The organism is Sulfitobacter sp. S223, assembly GCF_025143825.1.
GTDB lineage: Bacteria > Pseudomonadota > Alphaproteobacteria > Rhodobacterales > Rhodobacteraceae > Sulfitobacter.
Genome location: NZ_CP083560.1, coordinates 469,835 through 484,198 on the forward strand (window position 1 = coordinate 469,835; position 14,364 = coordinate 484,198).

A 14,364-nucleotide genomic window follows, 5' to 3' on the forward strand; every position below is an offset into this window, starting at 1 on the left:
AGCCGATATGTCCCGTACAAAAGGTGGTACAGTTACCCACGCCCGTCACCGTAAGGTCGTTAAGGCAGCCAAAGGTTATTATGGCCGTCGCAAGAGCACCTTCAAGGTCGCGCGCCAGGCCGTCGATAAGGCCAACCAGTATGCAACACGTGACCGGAAGGTGCGTAAGCGGAACTTCCGCGCGCTGTGGATTCAGCGAATCAACGCTGCTGTCCGCATGCACGACGAAGCGCTGACATACTCGCGCTTCATCAACGGTCTGAACCTTGCAGGTATCGAAGTCGACCGTAAGGTTCTTGCTGATCTGGCCGTGAACGAGCCAGAATCGTTTGCTGCGATCGTGAAGCAGGCTCAGGCGTCTTTGGCCGCTTAAGCGCCAGCGCACCGAATTGAAATCGAAACGCCGCTCCGGTTATCGGGGCGGCGTTTTGCGTTCGATAGGCTGGCCTGTCAGGCCCTCATGGGTTGCGTTTGCGTCCGGTTCTGGTAGCAGGTTCTCATATTCTGAAGGACGTGCGTGACATGGATGATCTCAAGCAAAAATACCTTGGCCAGATTGCAAATGCGGCTGATGAGGCCGCGTTGGAAGACATCCGGCTGACCGCAGTAGGCAAGAAGGGCGAAGTTGCCCTCAAGATGCGTGAACTGGGCAAGATGACCCCGGAAGAACGCCAGACAGCCGGTCCCGCGCTCAACGCGCTGAAGGACGAGATTAACTCGGCGCTGGCCGCCAAGAAGGCCGCATTGGGCGATGCCGCGCTGGATGAACGTCTGCGCAGTGAATGGCTGGATGTGACGCTGCCGTCGCGGGTGCGCCCCGCTGGCACGCTGCACCCTGTGTCTCAGGTTACCGAAGAGCTGACCGCGATCTTCGCCGAGATGGGCTTTTCTGTTGCCGAAGGGCCGCGCATTGATACCGACTGGTATAACTTTGATGCGCTGAACATCCCCGGTCACCACCCTGCACGCGCCGAGATGGACACGTTCTATATGGCCCGTGCCGAGGGCGACGAACGTCCGCCGCACGTATTGCGCACCCACACGTCCCCCGTGCAGATCCGCACGATGGAGGCCGAAGGTGCGCCCCTGCGGATCATCTGCCCCGGTGGTGTGTACCGCGCCGATTATGACCAGACGCACACGCCGATGTTCCATCAGGTCGAAGGCCTCGCGATCGACAAAGACATCTCTATGGCGAACCTGAAATGGGTGCTGGAAGAGTTCTTTGCCGCGTTCTTCGAGATTGACGGCATCAAAACCCGTTTCCGCGCCTCGCACTTCCCCTTCACCGAACCTTCGGCAGAGGTGGATATCCAATGCTCATGGGTCGATGGCCAGCTGCGCATCGGCGAGGGTGATGGATGGATGGAAGTCCTCGGCTCTGGCATGGTCCACCCCAAAGTGCTGGCCGCTGGCGGGATCGACCCCGACATCTGGCAGGGCTTTGCCTTTGGCATGGGGATCGACCGGATTGCGATGCTGAAATACGGCATCCCCGATCTGCGGGCGTTCTTTGATAGCGACCTGCGCTGGCTGCGGCACTACGGGTTCGCGAGCTTGGATCAGCCGAATTTGCATGGTGGGTTGAGTAGGTGAGTACATTTGCAACACTTTTAATTGCGATGATAAGTGCGGTTGGGGCTGGCGCAGTTTATGTTTGGCAAAAGAAAATAGATCGCCGCCAAGAGTTTCGCTCCGAAAAGCAAAGGGTCTATCAAGAGTATCTGGTACTTCTGAGACGTGTTGACGATGCTGAAACGGAAAGTCTTTTTAACCATCAGAATCTTGCGGGTCTTAATGATGCAACCAGAGCATTCCAGAGCCACTCCGACATAATGAGACTGTATGCTAGTAATGATGTCTGGGCGGAAGCAAACGCTTTAGAAGCTGCATTCTTGGAATGGAGGAGAGATCTTAATAAGGATGATATCGTTAACGAATATTATCACGTCTATGTTTCTGCACGAGCAAAATTGGGTGGTACGATGGCTGAAGAATTGTTTGGTGAGTTCCGAACTTCTCCGCTGGATGATTTCATTTCCAAGTTCGGCAAAATGGCGACGGTATTCGACAAGAAAGATAAATCATGAAATTCACACTCTCTTGGCTCAAAGAGCACCTCGACACCACGGCTTCGGTCGATGAGATCACCTATGCCCTGACCGATCTGGGTCTGGAAGTGGAGGGGGTCGAGGACCGTGGCGCGAAGCTGCGCGACTTTACCTTGGGCTATGTGAAATCCGCCGAGAAGCATCCCGATGCGGACCGCCTGCGTGTGTGTCAGGTGGAAACCGACGAAGGCCTGCAACAGATCATCTGTGGTGCCCCCAACGCGCGGGAGGGGATTACGGTCGTGATCGCCAAGCCGGGCGTTTATGTGCCCGGCATTGATACCACCATCGGCGTGGGCAAAATCCGCGGGATCGAAAGCTTTGGCATGATGGCCTCCGAGCGTGAGCTGGAACTGTCCGAAGAGCATGACGGGATTATCGAACTGCCGTCGGGCAACGTCGGAGACAGCTTTGTCGATTGGCTGGCTGAAAAGGATCCGGCCAAGGTTGATCCGGTGATCGAAATCGCAATCACGCCGAACCGCCCCGATGCGTTGGGTGTGCGCGGCATTGCGCGCGATCTGGCCGCACGTGGCTTGGGCAAACTCAAGCAGCGCGATGTGGCGGCTGTCGAAGGCGCGTTTCCGTGCCCCGTTAGTGTCACCATTGACGAAGATACGCTTGACCAATGCCCCGTGTTCTATGGCCGCGTTATTCGCGGTGTTAAGAATGGCCCCAGCCCTGTCTGGTTGCAGGACAAGCTGCGCGCGATTGGCTTGCGCCCGATCAGCTTTCTTGTGGATGTCACGAACTATTTCACCTTCGACCGCAACCGCCCGTTGCATGTGTTTGATGCGGATAAAATCGCTGGCAACAGCCTGCGCGTCCACCGCGCCAAAGGTGGCGAAACGCTCGTTGCGCTGGATGACAAGGAATATACCCTTGTTGAAGGGATGACTGTGATTTCCGACGCCAATAGCATCGAAAGCCTTGGCGGTGTGATGGGTGGCGCGCCCACAGGGGTGAGCGATGAGACGGTGAACGTCTTTGTGGAATCCGCTTATTTCGATCCGGTGCGGACCGCGTACACGGGCCGTGCGCTCAAGATCAATTCGGACGCGCGCTACCGGTTTGAGCGGGGCATTGACCCTGAATGGACTCCCTACGGGATCGAGCACGCAACGCAGATGATCCTTGATCACGCGGGCGGTGAGGCGTCAGAGGTTGTTGTGGCGGGTAAGGTGCCTGACACCAGCCGCGCCTATCGTTTGAACGCAAAGAGGGTGATCTCTCTGGTCGGGATGGAAATCCCCGAGTCAGAGCAGCGTCAGACGCTGACCGCGTTGGGCTTCCGTCTGGACGGTGACATGGCCTATGTGCCCAGCTGGCGCCCCGATGTGCAGGGTGAGGCTGATCTGGTCGAAGAAGTAGCGCGCATCGCGTCACTGACCAAGCTTGAAGGCCGTCCGTTGCCGCGTCTGACCACTGGCGTCCCGCGTCCGGTGATGTCACCGGCGCAGCGACGCGAAGTGGCGGCACGGCGCACGGCGGCCGCGCTTGGCTATCATGAATGCGTGACTTACAGTTTTATCGATCAACCATCTGCCGCGTTGTTTGGCGGCGGTACGGATGCCACGCGTCTGGAGAACCCGATCAGTCAGGACATGAGCCACATGCGCCCGGCGCTGCTGCCCGGTTTGTTGCAGGCCGCTGCGCGCAATCAGGCACGTGGTTTTGCCGACATGGCCCTGTTCGAAGTGGGTCCCGTCTTCCACGGTGGGGAGCCAGGTGAACAACAGTTGCAGGTGACGGGCCTTCTGGTTGGTCGGACCGGCCCAAAGGATGTCTTGGGCGCTGCCCGCGATGTCGATGTCTTCGACGTTAAAGCGGATGCAGAGGCTATTCTTGCTGCCATCGGTGCGCCTGCCAAGGTGCAGATCCTGCGCGGTGCGGACGCATGGTGGCATCCGGGGCGTCACGGTATGGTTTGTCTTGGACCCAAGAAAGTTCTGGGTGTCTATGGCGAATTGCATCCCAAAGTGCTGGCTGCGCTGGATGTGAAAGGCCCCGCTATGGCCTTTACTCTTTGGCCCGCCGAGGTTCCGATGCCACGCAAGGCTGGTGCAACGCGCCCCGCGCTCAAGATCAGCGATCTGCAGGCGGTTGAACGTGATTTCGCCTTTGTTGTGGATGCGGAAGTAGAGGCGCTGACATTGGTCAACGCAGCTATGGGTGCCGACAAAACCTTGATTGAAGACGTGCGTGTATTTGACGAATTCATTGGCGGCAGCTTGGGCGAGGGAAAGAAGTCTCTAGCGCTGACAGTGCGGTTACAACCGCGCGAGCAGACGTTGAAAGACGCAGATATCGAAGCGGTCGGAGCCAAGGTTATCGAGAAGGTGACCAAAGCCACAGGCGGTGTGCTGCGGGGGTAATCTGCAGCACAACATGTTCTTGTAATTGTGAGGAGAATGACGATGAAAGTTTATCTGTCAGGAGAAATCCACACCGATTGGCGTGAGCAGATCACAGAAGGTGCACAGGCGCTGGATATCGAGTTTTCGGGGCCGGTAACGGACCATGCCGCCAGCGATGATTGTGGCGTTGCAATTCTTGGCGCTGAGGCTGACAAATTCTGGCACGACCGCAAAGGCGCGCAGATCAACGCGATCCGCACCCGCAAGGGTATTGCCGATGCTGATGTGGTTGTGGTGCGATTTGGCGATCAGTACAAGCAATGGAATGCTGCGTTTGACGCAGGCTATGCTGCTGCGCTGGGCAAGTCTCTGATCATTCTACATGGGCCGGACCATGCGCATGCGCTAAAAGAAGTGGACGCCGCAGCACTCGCTGTTGCGTCAGAGCCTGCTCAGGTGGTGGAAATTCTGCGATACGTTCTGACCGGCAAACTTCCCTAATCAACGCATCTAATCAGCAGCCACGGAAAGCCTGATAGTGACTTGTCTGACTTCGCGTGGCTGCCTTTGGCGCATGGTTGGCGTTATGCCCGTGGTGGTGTGACAAGGCCCTTTTGCACCGCAGGTCGCGCTTCGAACCGCTCGACGTAGGAGACCAGATTGGGGTGATCGACCCAGCCAAGGCGGTCTTTGACACCATAGAAATCTAGCGCACGCAGCCAAGGTGCGATGGCGATGTCCGCGATTGTGTAGTGGTCGCCGATGATCCAGTCCTTGCCCTCAAGCTCTTGCTCAAGCACTGCAAGCAGGCGCTTGGCCTCAGAGACATAGCGTTCCTGCGGGCGCTTGTCCTCCCACTCGGAGCCGGCGAATTTGGTGAAGAACCCCATCTGGCCAAGCATCGGACCAAGACCGCCCATCTGGAACATCAGCCATTGGGTCGCTTTTGTTCTGTCCGTGGCAGTTTTCCCCAAAAGCTGGCCTGACTTTTCCGCTAGATACAGCAGGATTGCGCCGCTTTCAAAAAGGCCGATGGGTTCGCCATCGGGACCGTTTGGGTCAACGATGGCGGGGATTTTGTTGTTGGGGTTGAGCGATAGAAAAGCGGAGCTTTTTACATCGGCGTCAGACAGTGTGACGGTATGGGCTTCATAGGGCAGGCCCGTTTCTTCCAGCGCAATCGAAACCTTCACCCCATTAGGTGTCGGAAACGAGTAGAGCTGGATCACATCGGGGTTGGTAGCTGGCCACCGGGCGCTGATCGGAAATGAGGTCGGGTTAATCATGGGAATCCTCTTTTGTTATCTGGTGCAAAGTAGGTCCTTTTCCCCATAGATATAGAGTGATCACGGTGCACCAATGTGCTAATTCATGTGCAACGGTGCAAAGGGTGGGAAAGCCTGAGCCGGTAAATGTACAAAGGGACAAACAAAAATGATGAACGAATTTAAAGATTTCATTGCCAAAGGCAATGTCATGGACATGGCTGTCGGTATCATTATCGGCGCGGCCTTCACGGCGATTGTTGCATCGCTGGTTGGCGATTTGATCAATCCGATCATTGGCTTGTTTATGGGCGGCGTTGATTTCACAAACGCCTACGCTGTGTTGAGCGGTACTGTACCTGAGGGTGCTTCTCTTGAAGAGGCGCGCGAAAGCGGCGCGGCTATTTTCGCTTATGGTTCTTTCATCATGGCGATCATCAACTTCCTGATCATCGCATTTGTTGTGTTCATGCTCGTTAAGCAGGTTAACAAGATCAAAGATGCAACGTCTAAGCCAGAAGAAGCAGCTGAAGAAGCTCCTGCTGGCCCAACACAAGAAGAGCTGCTGGCCGAGATTCTGGTAGCGCTGAAAAAAGCCTAAGCCAAACGGCATAGAAACTAGGAGGGGGTCGCGGTTTCGCGGCCCCCTTTATTATTTAGGCGATCGCCTGTTCTGCGCGGATGTAATCCATGCCCAATGCTTGGCCAACCGCTTCATAAGTGATCTGCCCCGCGTGCACATTGAGGCCGGCCAGCAAATGCGCGTCATCTGCGCAGGCTTGCTTCCAGCCTTTATTGGCCAGTGCGATCATGAAGGGCATCGTGGCATTTCCAAGCGCGATTGTTGAGGTGCGCGCAACAGCGCCGGGCATGTTCGCAACGCAATAGTGCATAATGCCGTCAACATCATAGATCGGGTCTTGGTGGGTTGTTGCGCGGGATGTTTCAAAGCAGCCCCCTTGGTCAATGGCAACATCCACAAGGGCGGAACCGGGCTTAAGCTCGGACAGTTGTGCGCGGCTGATCAGTTTGGGCGCTGCCGCACCGGGTACAAGAACCGCGCCAATGATCATGTCGGCTTCGCGGGCCAGTTCAATCGTGTTGCCGGCAGAAGCAAAGCTGGTCTTGAACGTACCGCCATAGATATCATCAAGGTAGCGCATGCGGGGCAGGGAGCGGTCCAGCACCGTCACGTCAGCGCCCATTCCGGCAGCGATGCGAGCTGCATGGGTGCCAACAACACCGCCGCCAATGACGACGACCTTGGCAGGGCCCACGCCCGGAACGCCGCCCATCAGAACGCCGCGCCCGCCGTTCGCTTTTTGCAGCGTCCACGCGCCAACCTGTGGTGCAAGACGGCCAGCAACTTCGGACATCGGGGCCAGCAGGGGTAAGCCGCCAGAGCGGTCGGTGACCGTTTCGTAAGCGATGCAGGTTGCGCCTGAGGCAAGCAGATCTTTCGTCTGCTCAGGGTCTGGGGCTAGGTGAAGGTAGGTGAACAGGATCTGCCCTTCGCGTAGCATTTTACGCTCAACGGCCTGAGGTTCTTTCACCTTCACAATCATATCTGCTGCGGCAAAAACCTCGTCGGCGGTGCCGATAATGGTTGCGCCTGCAGCTTCATAATCCGCGTCCACAAAACCCGCACCGTCACCTGCGCCTGTTTCTATGATAACGCTATGACCGTTTTTCACAGCCTCGAATGCGGCGTTCGGTGTCATGCCGACACGAAACTCTTGTGGTTTGATCTCTTTGGGGCAGCCGATTTTCATTGGAAGTTCCTCCTCCGGTGTTGGATGGTGAACGGTACTATTCTTTGGCTGCAATTTGGTGGCAATTAGGACTCGTCAAATGTGGTGAGGGCGGGATATTATCGCGTCAGACACGATATATACGCAAAGGAATTGCTTTAATGCTGGATGCGATAGACCGAAAGCTCCTTGCCGCTTTGCAAAAGCGTGGCCGGATGTCTAACGGCGACCTGTCCGAGCAAGTGAACCTGTCAGCTTCGGCATGTCACCGGCGGGTCCAGCGACTGGAGGCCGAAGGATACATCCGCGACTACGTAGCGCTATTGGATGCGCGCAAGCTGGGTGTGCCGACAACCGTATTCGTCGAAATTACCCTACAAGGGCAAGCCGATGAAATTCTCGATGCCTTTGAAAAGTCGGTGGCGCGGATTCCAGATGTACTCGAATGTCACCTCATGGCAGGATCGGCCGACTATCTGCTTAAGGTGGTGGCGGAAGACACAGAGGATTTCGCCCGCATCCATCGTCAATACCTGGCCCGGTTGCCGGGCGTCGGGCAAATGCAATCAAGCTTTGCTCTGCGTACTGTTTGCAAAACGACGGCGTTACCCGTCTAGGCCGCACACATTGACGTGGATCAACGTTGTTTTGCGTTTCGCCCTTTAGGCTGCTCTCATCACTCTGAAGGAGGATCGACTATGATCGAGGTTAAGACGGGTTCGCGAGAAGGTTTGTTGGAAGTGCACATGTCGGCACCTGTGACGGACAAAGACTACAAAGATGTGTTGATGCCTGCGCTTGATGCCGCGCTTGCCACTGCGGGATCTTTGCGCATGTTGGTGGTGGTAGATGCCGATCTGGGCGATTTTACCATGGGTGCGCTTTGGGATGACGCCAAAATGGGGATCAGCCGTTGGGGTGGCTTTGACCGGGTGGCGATTGTCACTGGAAACGCCGCGATGATGCGGCTTGTGCGCGGTTTCTCGATTTTTATGCCCTGTCCTGTTTCCGTATTTCCGAAGTATTCGGAAGACGAGGCGCGCCTGTGGTTGTTTGAATCCCTCGGTGCGATCCACCAGACTGACTTGGGTGATGGCACGCTGCATATTGCCTTGTTGGGAAAGGTTGAGGCAGACGTTTACGCGGAAGAAACCGAAGATTTAAATGCTTTCATCCGCAAGAACGAGCGTTTCCGCCTTCTGTTGGATATTCGCGAATTCGAAGGGTGGCAGGGATTGAGCGCGATGGCAGCGCATTTCCGTATCGTACGGGATCACGCCGACCAGATGGAAAAAGCCGCGATTGTTGGTGATTCAGGTTGGAAGTCGATGGTTGTGCAAGTGGTCAAACGCCTGATCGGTGTTGAGGCGCGTTATTTTGGCAATAACGATTTTGAGGCGGCAAAGGCTTGGGTCAAAGCCGATTGAAACCAGTCAAAAATTAAAGCCCCCGACACCATGGGTATCGGGGGCTTCTATTCTTACGCAAAAGCGGTTGGGATGATTTACATCATACCTTCGCGCTGAAGCTTTTTGCGTGCCAGTTTCCTGGAACGGCGGATCGCTTCGGCTTTCTCGCGTGCTTTTTTCTCGGAAGGTTTCTCGAAATGCTGCTTAAGCTTCATTTCACGAAACACACCCTCGCGCTGAAGTTTTTTCTTCAGGGCGCGCAGCGCTTGATCGACGTTATTATCGCGAACACTAACCTGCATGTGGTTTTCACCACCTTTCTAGTTTGAAGTTGCAAGGATTTGCAGGAAGTGGCGATATAGCAAATCCGTGCTATAATGTCTAGTGTCTTGCCTTATAGGAGAACAGCCATGCCTTCTGCACAAAACGCCCCGAAAGATCTGCTTTTGCAAGCGGCCGTCATGCATGTGCCGTTTGATGGCTGGTCGCAGGCCACATTTGAGGCCGCAATCATCGATTCGGGCGTAGAGCGTACGGTCGCCGAGAGCGTTTGCCCGCGCGGTGCAGTCGATTTGGCAATGCACTATCATGCCAAAGGTGACGCGGAAATGTTGGCGCGACTGGCCGAAACCGACTTGGAACAGATGAAATACAGTGCGCGTGTGGCTGCTGCTGTTCGCTTCCGGCTGGAGGCTGTGACGGACAAAGAGATTGTGCGCCGCGGTACCGCGCTGTTTGCCTTGCCGATTTATGCGGCGGATGGTGCCAAGGCAATCTGGGGCACTGCCGATGCGATCTGGAACGCGCTGGGCGACACCTCGGATGATGTGAACTGGTACACGAAACGCGCCACGCTTAGCGGTGTCTACTCCGCGACCGTGCTTTATTGGCTGGGCGACAGCAGCGAGGATCACGCGGATACTTGGGCCTTTCTTGACCGGCGGATTGAAAACGTCATGCAGATCGAAAAGCTGAAGGCGCAGGTCAACAACAATCCGGTTCTAAGCAAGCTGATGAGTGGCCCGAACTGGTTGCTTAGCCACGTCAAAGCGCCACAATCGTTGCCCCGTTCAGGGCTTCCCGGGCGTTGGACGCGGCCATAAGCGATATTCTTAGGCCAATCGCGCCGGAGCAACATCGCGTTTCGCGCTTTTCGCAGGGTTAACGGCCTGTTAGATCGCTAGGCAGATTATTCGCCGCAAGGGATCACAGACCATCGTTGAACCGACTACATTACTGCATCTTGATGCTGTGGATTTGCAGATTGACGGGCGCAACATCCTGAAAGCTGTTGCCTTGCAGTCAGATGCGCGGCGCATTGCGGTGCTGGGGCGTAACGGCTCGGGCAAGACTACACTGGCGCGGGTGATGGCAGGGCTGCAACGGCCCGACAGCGGCACAGTGCGGATTGCCGGGGTAGACGTGGCGCGCGACCGGCGCGGTGCTTTGACCGCGGTCGGCATCCTTTTCCAGAACCCTGATCACCAGATCATTTTCCCTACTGTGGGCGAAGAACTGGCCTTTGGTTTGGGGCAAATGGGATTGGCCAAACCGCAGATCGCAGTCCGCGTCGCGGAAACGCTGGCGCAGTTTGGCAAATCACATTGGCAAGAAGCGGCGATCCACAGACTATCTCAGGGGCAACGCCAATTGGTGTGCCTTATGGCGATCCTTGCGATGGGGCCAAAGGTTATCATTCTGGATGAACCATATGCAGGTTTGGATATTCCCACTGCTATGCACCTGACGCGTGTATTGGACCGGACCGAGGCTACCCTTGTGCACATCACCCATGATCCACGCATGATTGAGGGATATGATCACGCGCTTTGGATTGAAAGGGGCGCTGTGCAAATGCGAGGGGCTGCCGATGAAGTGGCTCGCGCATTCGAGGTGGCGATGACAGATTTGGGAGGGCGCGATGATCTCGCTGACCTCTCCGGTTAGAACACGGGCCCATGACTGGCCCGCCGGTGCAAAGCTCCTCGCCCTTTGTGTAGTCTCGGTCGTGCTTTTTGCTTTGCCATATTGGCAAGCGCAGTTGGTCGCGGCGATAGCGGTTTTGGTTTTGTACGCCCTTCCGGGACAAATATTTTTGCGCTTCGGGCTTCGCCGACTCTGGCCGCTCTGGCCGTTTGTAGTACTGCTGATGGCGTGGCATCTGATCACAGGGGCGCCGCGCGAAGGGGCGGTGATCGTTTTGCGGATGCTAAGCGCGGTTGCATTGGCTAACCTGGTAACCATGACAACCACGCTTGATGCGATGATGGGGGTCGTCAACCGCATCTTGCGCCCTTTCGCCTCTCTTGGGGTAAACTTGCGCAAGATTGAACTTGCCGCCGCGATGGTGATCCGCTTTACCCCCGTTTTGACAGAGAAGGGCGCAGCCTTGACGATGGCATGGCGCGCGCGAGCGCGGCATCGGGCGGGCTGGCGCGTGATTTTGCCGTTTTTGGTGTTGGCGTTGGATGACGCCGATCATGTGGCCGATGCGCTTCGAGCGCGCGGTGGATTTGGAATGGACGAGAACAAATGACTACAGAACACAATGTCGCGCAAATTGCGCTTTTTACAGCTTTGATCGCAGCGCTTGGGCTTATCCCGCAGCTGACCTTGGCTTTTGGCGTGCCAATCACAGCGCAAAGCCTAGGCGTGATGCTGTGCGGCACGGTTCTGGGCGCGCGGCGCGGTTTCTATGCTGCGCTGCTGTTTGTGGGCTTGGTGGCGATTGGCCTTCCTTTGCTTGCAGGCGGACGCGGTGGATTGGGTCTGTTTACGTCACCCACGGCAGGCTTTTTGATCGGGTTTCCCGTGGCCGCGTTTTGTACCGGCTATGCGATGGAACGGATGAGCGGTCTGGCGATCACTTGGGCCGCTATGATCGCTTCGATCATCGGCGGTGTGCTGGTGCTGTATGCCTTTGGCATTTCCGGCATGGCGATTGTTTTGGGACGTTCCCTGCCAGAAGCCGCGTTGCTGGTCACAGCATTTATTCCCGGGGATGTCATCAAAGCTGTGTTGGCCGGACTGATCACTGCTGCGCTCTACCGCGCGCGTCCGCGCAGCGTGATGTCACGCGGATAAGATCAGGGCGGTCGCTATGCCGCCCGCTGCTGCAATGGCAGCAATCCCAGTTCCGCCATTGGCGCGCAGTGTGTGATATAGACGCACTGCGTTAATTGTGCCTGAAGCGCCAATAGGGTGGCCTCGCGCCAAGGCTCCACCGCCCATGTTGGTATATTCGGGGTTCAGACCTGCGCCCTCGACGCAGGCGATGGCCTGAACGGCAAAGGCCTCCATTATTTCTGCGCTGGTGATATCGCTGGTGCGTACGCCGGTGCTGGTCAAGGCGGCCTCAATCGCGGCCACGGGTGCAAGGGCCGGCATGTCGGGCGCATGGCCTCTGGTTGCGCCGCCCAGCAGCGCGATCCCTTTGTGGCCAAGTCGGCGATACATTTGCTCAGACACGACAACACAAAACGCAGCACCATCTGCGGCCACTGCCATATTCGCAGCGGTGATGGTACCGCTCACCACCTTTGCGCGCGCAGCCAGTGCGGGGGAAAGGCATCGCGCAAATGGATCGCGTTCTTGTCTCTCGATAGGGTGGATTTCACCACGATAAGGCACTGCAGAAAGGGCTTTCTCATGGCTATGAATGGCCCAGTTATCTTGTTGAGTACGTGTAATACCCAAGGTTTGCGAAAGCCTGTCGGCGGCCTCTGCCATATCAGGATCACGATCGGGCCACGGCGTAAAAGGCGGCTGATCATAGGCCTGTGCAGGACGCCCATCTGCAAAGGTGCGGAGGCGGGTCGGGCGGCGGGAATAGCTCTCGACTCCGCCGGCCACGACGATTTGTGCCGCATTGCTTTCAACCAAAGCTTCGGCCAACAAAAGTGCATCAAGTCCGCCAGCACATTGGCGATCAATGCTCAGGCCCGCGACATGATCTGGTAGACCGGCGGCCAAAGAGACAAGCCGCGCGGGATTGCCGCCGCCGCCAATGGCATTGGAGAGGATGACCTCGTCCACCTGAGCCGGGTCAATGGCGGACTGTGCCAATGTCGCGCGCAGAACTGGCGCGCCCAATGCGTCTAGTGACAAAGGTGAGAACGCGCCCCCGCGCGGCACAACTGCGCTGCGACAGGCGGCGATGATATACGCGGTCATAACGCACATCCCGTCAGGGCGGCGATGCGCTGAAGATCAGGTTTGCCGGATGCAAGAAGCGGAAATTGATCAAGGAATGCCACTTCGCGTGGTGAGACCAATCCGTTGTCCGTGCAATAGTCACGCAGCATCTGCGCAAGACTTGCGTCAGCTTTCCCTTCCAACACGGCGACAAGGTGATGGCCGCGCATCGCATCAGGACGCCCGAGGACCGCGCAATGGCTGATGCCTTGCAGCGCGCTGAACTGCGCCTCAAGCTCTTCGGGGTAAATGGTTTGATCCGCAATTGTGATGATCCGTCCGGCCCGACCGCGCAGAAACAGATTCCCGCTCCCATCTAGATACCCATGCTCACCTACGGTGAGCCAGTCACCTTTTCGCTGGGTGTGATCACTGTCTCCATACAGATACTGCAAGCAAAGATAGGGGCTGCGCACCCAGATCTCTCCGGTGTCAGAGGTGCCTGATGGGCGAACGTCCAGATCAACACCGGGGTAGGGTTGGCCGACGGATCCCGCTGGCGTATCAGGCCCGCCAAGCGCGATGAAGCTTGTCTCGGCGGCGCCGTAGAAAACATGCAGGTTGGCATTGGGACATACGGTCATCACATGCTTGCGTACTTCGTCGCTCAGCGCGCCTCCTCCGCATAGGATCAGGCGGATACCCAGCAGCGCTTTGTTCTTTGGCAACAGGCGCAATTGCGTCGGGGTTGCATACAGGATTGTGCATTCGTGATCTTGCATGTGGGCAGACTGCTCTGAAGGTTTGAGCGCTGAAAGGGCATGAACGCAAATCCCGACATGCGCCCCTTCCATGATACCGTAAAGAGCTAGAGAATGGTTGAGCGATCCGAGAACGGCAATACTGTCGGTGTCGACATAGGAAAACATCTGCGCGTTCGTATCGAAGCTTTTGATCCATGATGCATGCGTGCGCACAATCACCTTCGGTGAGCCAGACGTGCCACCGGTGAGCGTAGCAAATTGCCCTGCCTGCAAACTGTCCAACGCGGGCAGCGCCGTATCGCTTATACAAAAAACACCTCTGCCGGAAATGGCGCTGTAAAGCCGGTTCAAGGCCTCGTCGACCGGCTCTGGATGTATCGCTGCCGAGGTATCGGTCGATCTCAGCGCAACCTCTTTGGAACCTGCAAACGCGCGGGAGTTTTTGTGCCAGTGAAAGTGGCCTTCGGGCATCGGATGTCCTTTGTCGCAGTCTTTCCGCTGCTCTAGCAAAGCTGTGGTCTGCTGGCCACAGGGTTAGGCGTAAAGGGGCTGTACTCCGCTCCGTGCTATCCT

17 protein-coding genes are annotated in these 14,364 nt (G+C 56.8%); 12 read left to right on the forward strand and 5 right to left on the reverse strand.

Annotation, left to right across the window (positions count from 1 at the left end):
- Window positions 1-7 precede the first annotated feature (7 nt).
- The 5 genes from rplT (at window position 8) to K3757_RS02255 (ending at window position 4,969) form a co-directional block, all read left to right on the forward strand.
- Window positions 8-373 carry a 50S ribosomal protein L20 gene (gene rplT, locus K3757_RS02235; protein WP_259998917.1) on the forward strand — a complete coding sequence of 122 codons (366 nt, stop codon included), beginning with the start codon at window positions 8-10 and terminating at the stop codon, window positions 371-373.
- A 149-nt stretch (window positions 374-522) separates the two neighbouring features.
- A complete protein-coding gene (gene pheS / locus K3757_RS02240; RefSeq protein WP_259998919.1) occupies window positions 523-1,596 on the forward strand; it encodes a phenylalanine--tRNA ligase subunit alpha in 1,074 nt (357 codons plus the stop codon).
- On the forward strand, window positions 1,593-2,090 hold the full coding sequence (locus K3757_RS02245; RefSeq protein WP_259998921.1) for a hypothetical protein: 498 nt from the start codon (window positions 1,593-1,595) through the stop codon (window positions 2,088-2,090). Before pheS ends, K3757_RS02245 begins: the two co-directional genes overlap by 4 nt.
- Window positions 2,087-4,486, forward strand: a complete 2,400-nt coding sequence (pheT, locus tag K3757_RS02250; RefSeq protein ID WP_259998923.1) for a phenylalanine--tRNA ligase subunit beta — start codon at window positions 2,087-2,089, stop codon at window positions 4,484-4,486. The genes K3757_RS02245 and pheT overlap by 4 nt, the downstream gene beginning before the upstream one ends.
- Window positions 4,487-4,522: 36 nt before the next feature.
- Window positions 4,523-4,969 carry a YtoQ family protein gene (locus K3757_RS02255; RefSeq protein WP_259998924.1) on the forward strand — a complete coding sequence of 149 codons (447 nt, stop codon included), beginning with the start codon at window positions 4,523-4,525 and terminating at the stop codon, window positions 4,967-4,969.
- 83 nt (window positions 4,970-5,052) lie between these two features.
- On the opposite strand, the gene K3757_RS02260 is transcribed toward K3757_RS02255, so the two are convergent.
- Complete coding sequence (locus tag K3757_RS02260) at window positions 5,053-5,754, reverse strand: glutathione S-transferase family protein (protein WP_259998926.1); 702 nt, start codon at window positions 5,752-5,754, stop codon at window positions 5,053-5,055.
- A 148-nt stretch (window positions 5,755-5,902) separates the two neighbouring features.
- Here K3757_RS02260 and mscL point away from each other — a divergent pair, with 148 nt between their 5' ends.
- The gene (mscL, locus tag K3757_RS02265; protein ID WP_259998928.1) at window positions 5,903-6,334 is read left to right on the forward strand and encodes a large conductance mechanosensitive channel protein MscL; all 432 of its coding nucleotides are present in this window, start codon (window positions 5,903-5,905) and stop codon (window positions 6,332-6,334) included.
- Window positions 6,335-6,389: 55 nt separating this feature from the next.
- Here the strand turns inward: mscL and ald are convergent, their stop codons facing one another.
- Window positions 6,390-7,505 (reverse strand): alanine dehydrogenase, encoded by a 1,116-nt coding sequence (ald, locus tag K3757_RS02270; RefSeq protein ID WP_259998930.1) that lies wholly within the window; start codon window positions 7,503-7,505, stop codon window positions 6,390-6,392.
- Between the two features lie 140 nt (window positions 7,506-7,645).
- On the opposite strand from ald, the gene K3757_RS02275 reads away from it, so the two are divergent.
- Both K3757_RS02275 and K3757_RS02280 read left to right on the forward strand, forming a co-directional pair.
- Window positions 7,646-8,101 carry an Lrp/AsnC family transcriptional regulator gene (locus tag K3757_RS02275; RefSeq protein ID WP_259998932.1) on the forward strand — a complete coding sequence of 152 codons (456 nt, stop codon included), beginning with the start codon at window positions 7,646-7,648 and terminating at the stop codon, window positions 8,099-8,101.
- Between the two features lie 81 nt (window positions 8,102-8,182).
- Window positions 8,183-8,911 carry an STAS/SEC14 domain-containing protein gene (locus K3757_RS02280; RefSeq protein WP_259998934.1) on the forward strand — a complete coding sequence of 243 codons (729 nt, stop codon included), beginning with the start codon at window positions 8,183-8,185 and terminating at the stop codon, window positions 8,909-8,911.
- Between the two features lie 77 nt (window positions 8,912-8,988).
- Here K3757_RS02280 and rpsU read toward each other — a convergent pair whose 3' ends face one another.
- A complete protein-coding gene (gene rpsU / locus K3757_RS02285; RefSeq protein ID WP_005851231.1) occupies window positions 8,989-9,195 on the reverse strand; it encodes a 30S ribosomal protein S21 in 207 nt (68 codons plus the stop codon).
- A 108-nt stretch (window positions 9,196-9,303) separates the two neighbouring features.
- On the opposite strand from rpsU, the gene K3757_RS02290 reads away from it, so the two are divergent.
- The 4 genes from K3757_RS02290 to K3757_RS02305 all read left to right on the forward strand — a co-directional run bounded on the left by K3757_RS02290 (window position 9,304) and on the right by K3757_RS02305 (window position 11,977).
- Window positions 9,304-9,996, forward strand: a complete 693-nt coding sequence (locus K3757_RS02290; protein ID WP_259998956.1) for a COQ9 family protein — start codon at window positions 9,304-9,306, stop codon at window positions 9,994-9,996.
- 148 nt (window positions 9,997-10,144) lie between these two features.
- Complete coding sequence (locus tag K3757_RS02295) at window positions 10,145-10,840, forward strand: energy-coupling factor ABC transporter ATP-binding protein (RefSeq protein WP_259998958.1); 696 nt, start codon at window positions 10,145-10,147, stop codon at window positions 10,838-10,840.
- Window positions 10,815-11,429, forward strand: coding sequence for an energy-coupling factor transporter transmembrane protein EcfT (locus K3757_RS02300; RefSeq protein WP_259998960.1), 615 nt, complete (start codon window positions 10,815-10,817; stop codon window positions 11,427-11,429). Before K3757_RS02295 ends, K3757_RS02300 begins: the two co-directional genes overlap by 26 nt.
- Window positions 11,426-11,977 carry a biotin transporter BioY gene (locus K3757_RS02305; RefSeq protein ID WP_259998962.1) on the forward strand — a complete coding sequence of 184 codons (552 nt, stop codon included), beginning with the start codon at window positions 11,426-11,428 and terminating at the stop codon, window positions 11,975-11,977. The genes K3757_RS02300 and K3757_RS02305 overlap by 4 nt, the downstream gene beginning before the upstream one ends.
- Here the strand turns inward: K3757_RS02305 and K3757_RS02310 are convergent.
- Complete coding sequence (locus K3757_RS02310; protein ID WP_259998964.1) at window positions 11,966-13,066, reverse strand: thiolase family protein; 1,101 nt, start codon at window positions 13,064-13,066, stop codon at window positions 11,966-11,968. The genes K3757_RS02305 and K3757_RS02310 overlap by 12 nt on opposite strands.
- On the reverse strand, window positions 13,063-14,262 hold the full coding sequence (locus tag K3757_RS02315; RefSeq protein ID WP_259998966.1) for an AMP-binding protein: 1,200 nt from the start codon (window positions 14,260-14,262) through the stop codon (window positions 13,063-13,065). The genes K3757_RS02310 and K3757_RS02315 overlap by 4 nt, the downstream gene beginning before the upstream one ends.
- Window positions 14,263-14,364: the final 102 nt, after the last annotated feature.

Excerpts from the sequence above, each read along its gene's own strand:
- rplT (WP_259998917.1), top strand. The coding sequence starts at position 8 with ATGTCCCGTACAAAAGGTGGTACAGTTACCCACGCCCGTCACCGTAAG.
- pheS (WP_259998919.1), top strand. The coding sequence starts at position 523 with ATGGATGATCTCAAGCAAAAATACCTTGGCCAGATTGCAAATGCGGCT.
- pheT (WP_259998923.1), top strand. The coding sequence starts at position 2,087 with ATGAAATTCACACTCTCTTGGCTCAAAGAGCACCTCGACACCACGGCT.
- K3757_RS02255 (WP_259998924.1), top strand. The coding sequence starts at position 4,523 with ATGACGATGAAAGTTTATCTGTCAGGAGAAATCCACACCGATTGGCGT.
- K3757_RS02260 (WP_259998926.1), bottom strand. The coding sequence starts at position 5,754 with ATGATTAACCCGACCTCATTTCCGATCAGCGCCCGGTGGCCAGCTACC.
- mscL (WP_259998928.1), top strand. The coding sequence starts at position 5,903 with ATGATGAACGAATTTAAAGATTTCATTGCCAAAGGCAATGTCATGGAC.
- ald (WP_259998930.1), bottom strand. The coding sequence starts at position 7,505 with ATGAAAATCGGCTGCCCCAAAGAGATCAAACCACAAGAGTTTCGTGTC.
- K3757_RS02275 (WP_259998932.1), top strand. The coding sequence starts at position 7,646 with ATGCTGGATGCGATAGACCGAAAGCTCCTTGCCGCTTTGCAAAAGCGT.
- K3757_RS02280 (WP_259998934.1), top strand. The coding sequence starts at position 8,183 with ATGATCGAGGTTAAGACGGGTTCGCGAGAAGGTTTGTTGGAAGTGCAC.
- rpsU (WP_005851231.1), bottom strand. The coding sequence starts at position 9,195 with ATGCAGGTTAGTGTTCGCGATAATAACGTCGATCAAGCGCTGCGCGCC.
- K3757_RS02290 (WP_259998956.1), top strand. The coding sequence starts at position 9,304 with ATGCCTTCTGCACAAAACGCCCCGAAAGATCTGCTTTTGCAAGCGGCC.
- K3757_RS02300 (WP_259998960.1), top strand. The coding sequence starts at position 10,815 with ATGATCTCGCTGACCTCTCCGGTTAGAACACGGGCCCATGACTGGCCC.
- K3757_RS02305 (WP_259998962.1), top strand. The coding sequence starts at position 11,426 with ATGACTACAGAACACAATGTCGCGCAAATTGCGCTTTTTACAGCTTTG.
- K3757_RS02310 (WP_259998964.1), bottom strand. The coding sequence starts at position 13,066 with ATGACCGCGTATATCATCGCCGCCTGTCGCAGCGCAGTTGTGCCGCGC.
- K3757_RS02315 (WP_259998966.1), bottom strand. The coding sequence starts at position 14,262 with ATGCCCGAAGGCCACTTTCACTGGCACAAAAACTCCCGCGCGTTTGCA.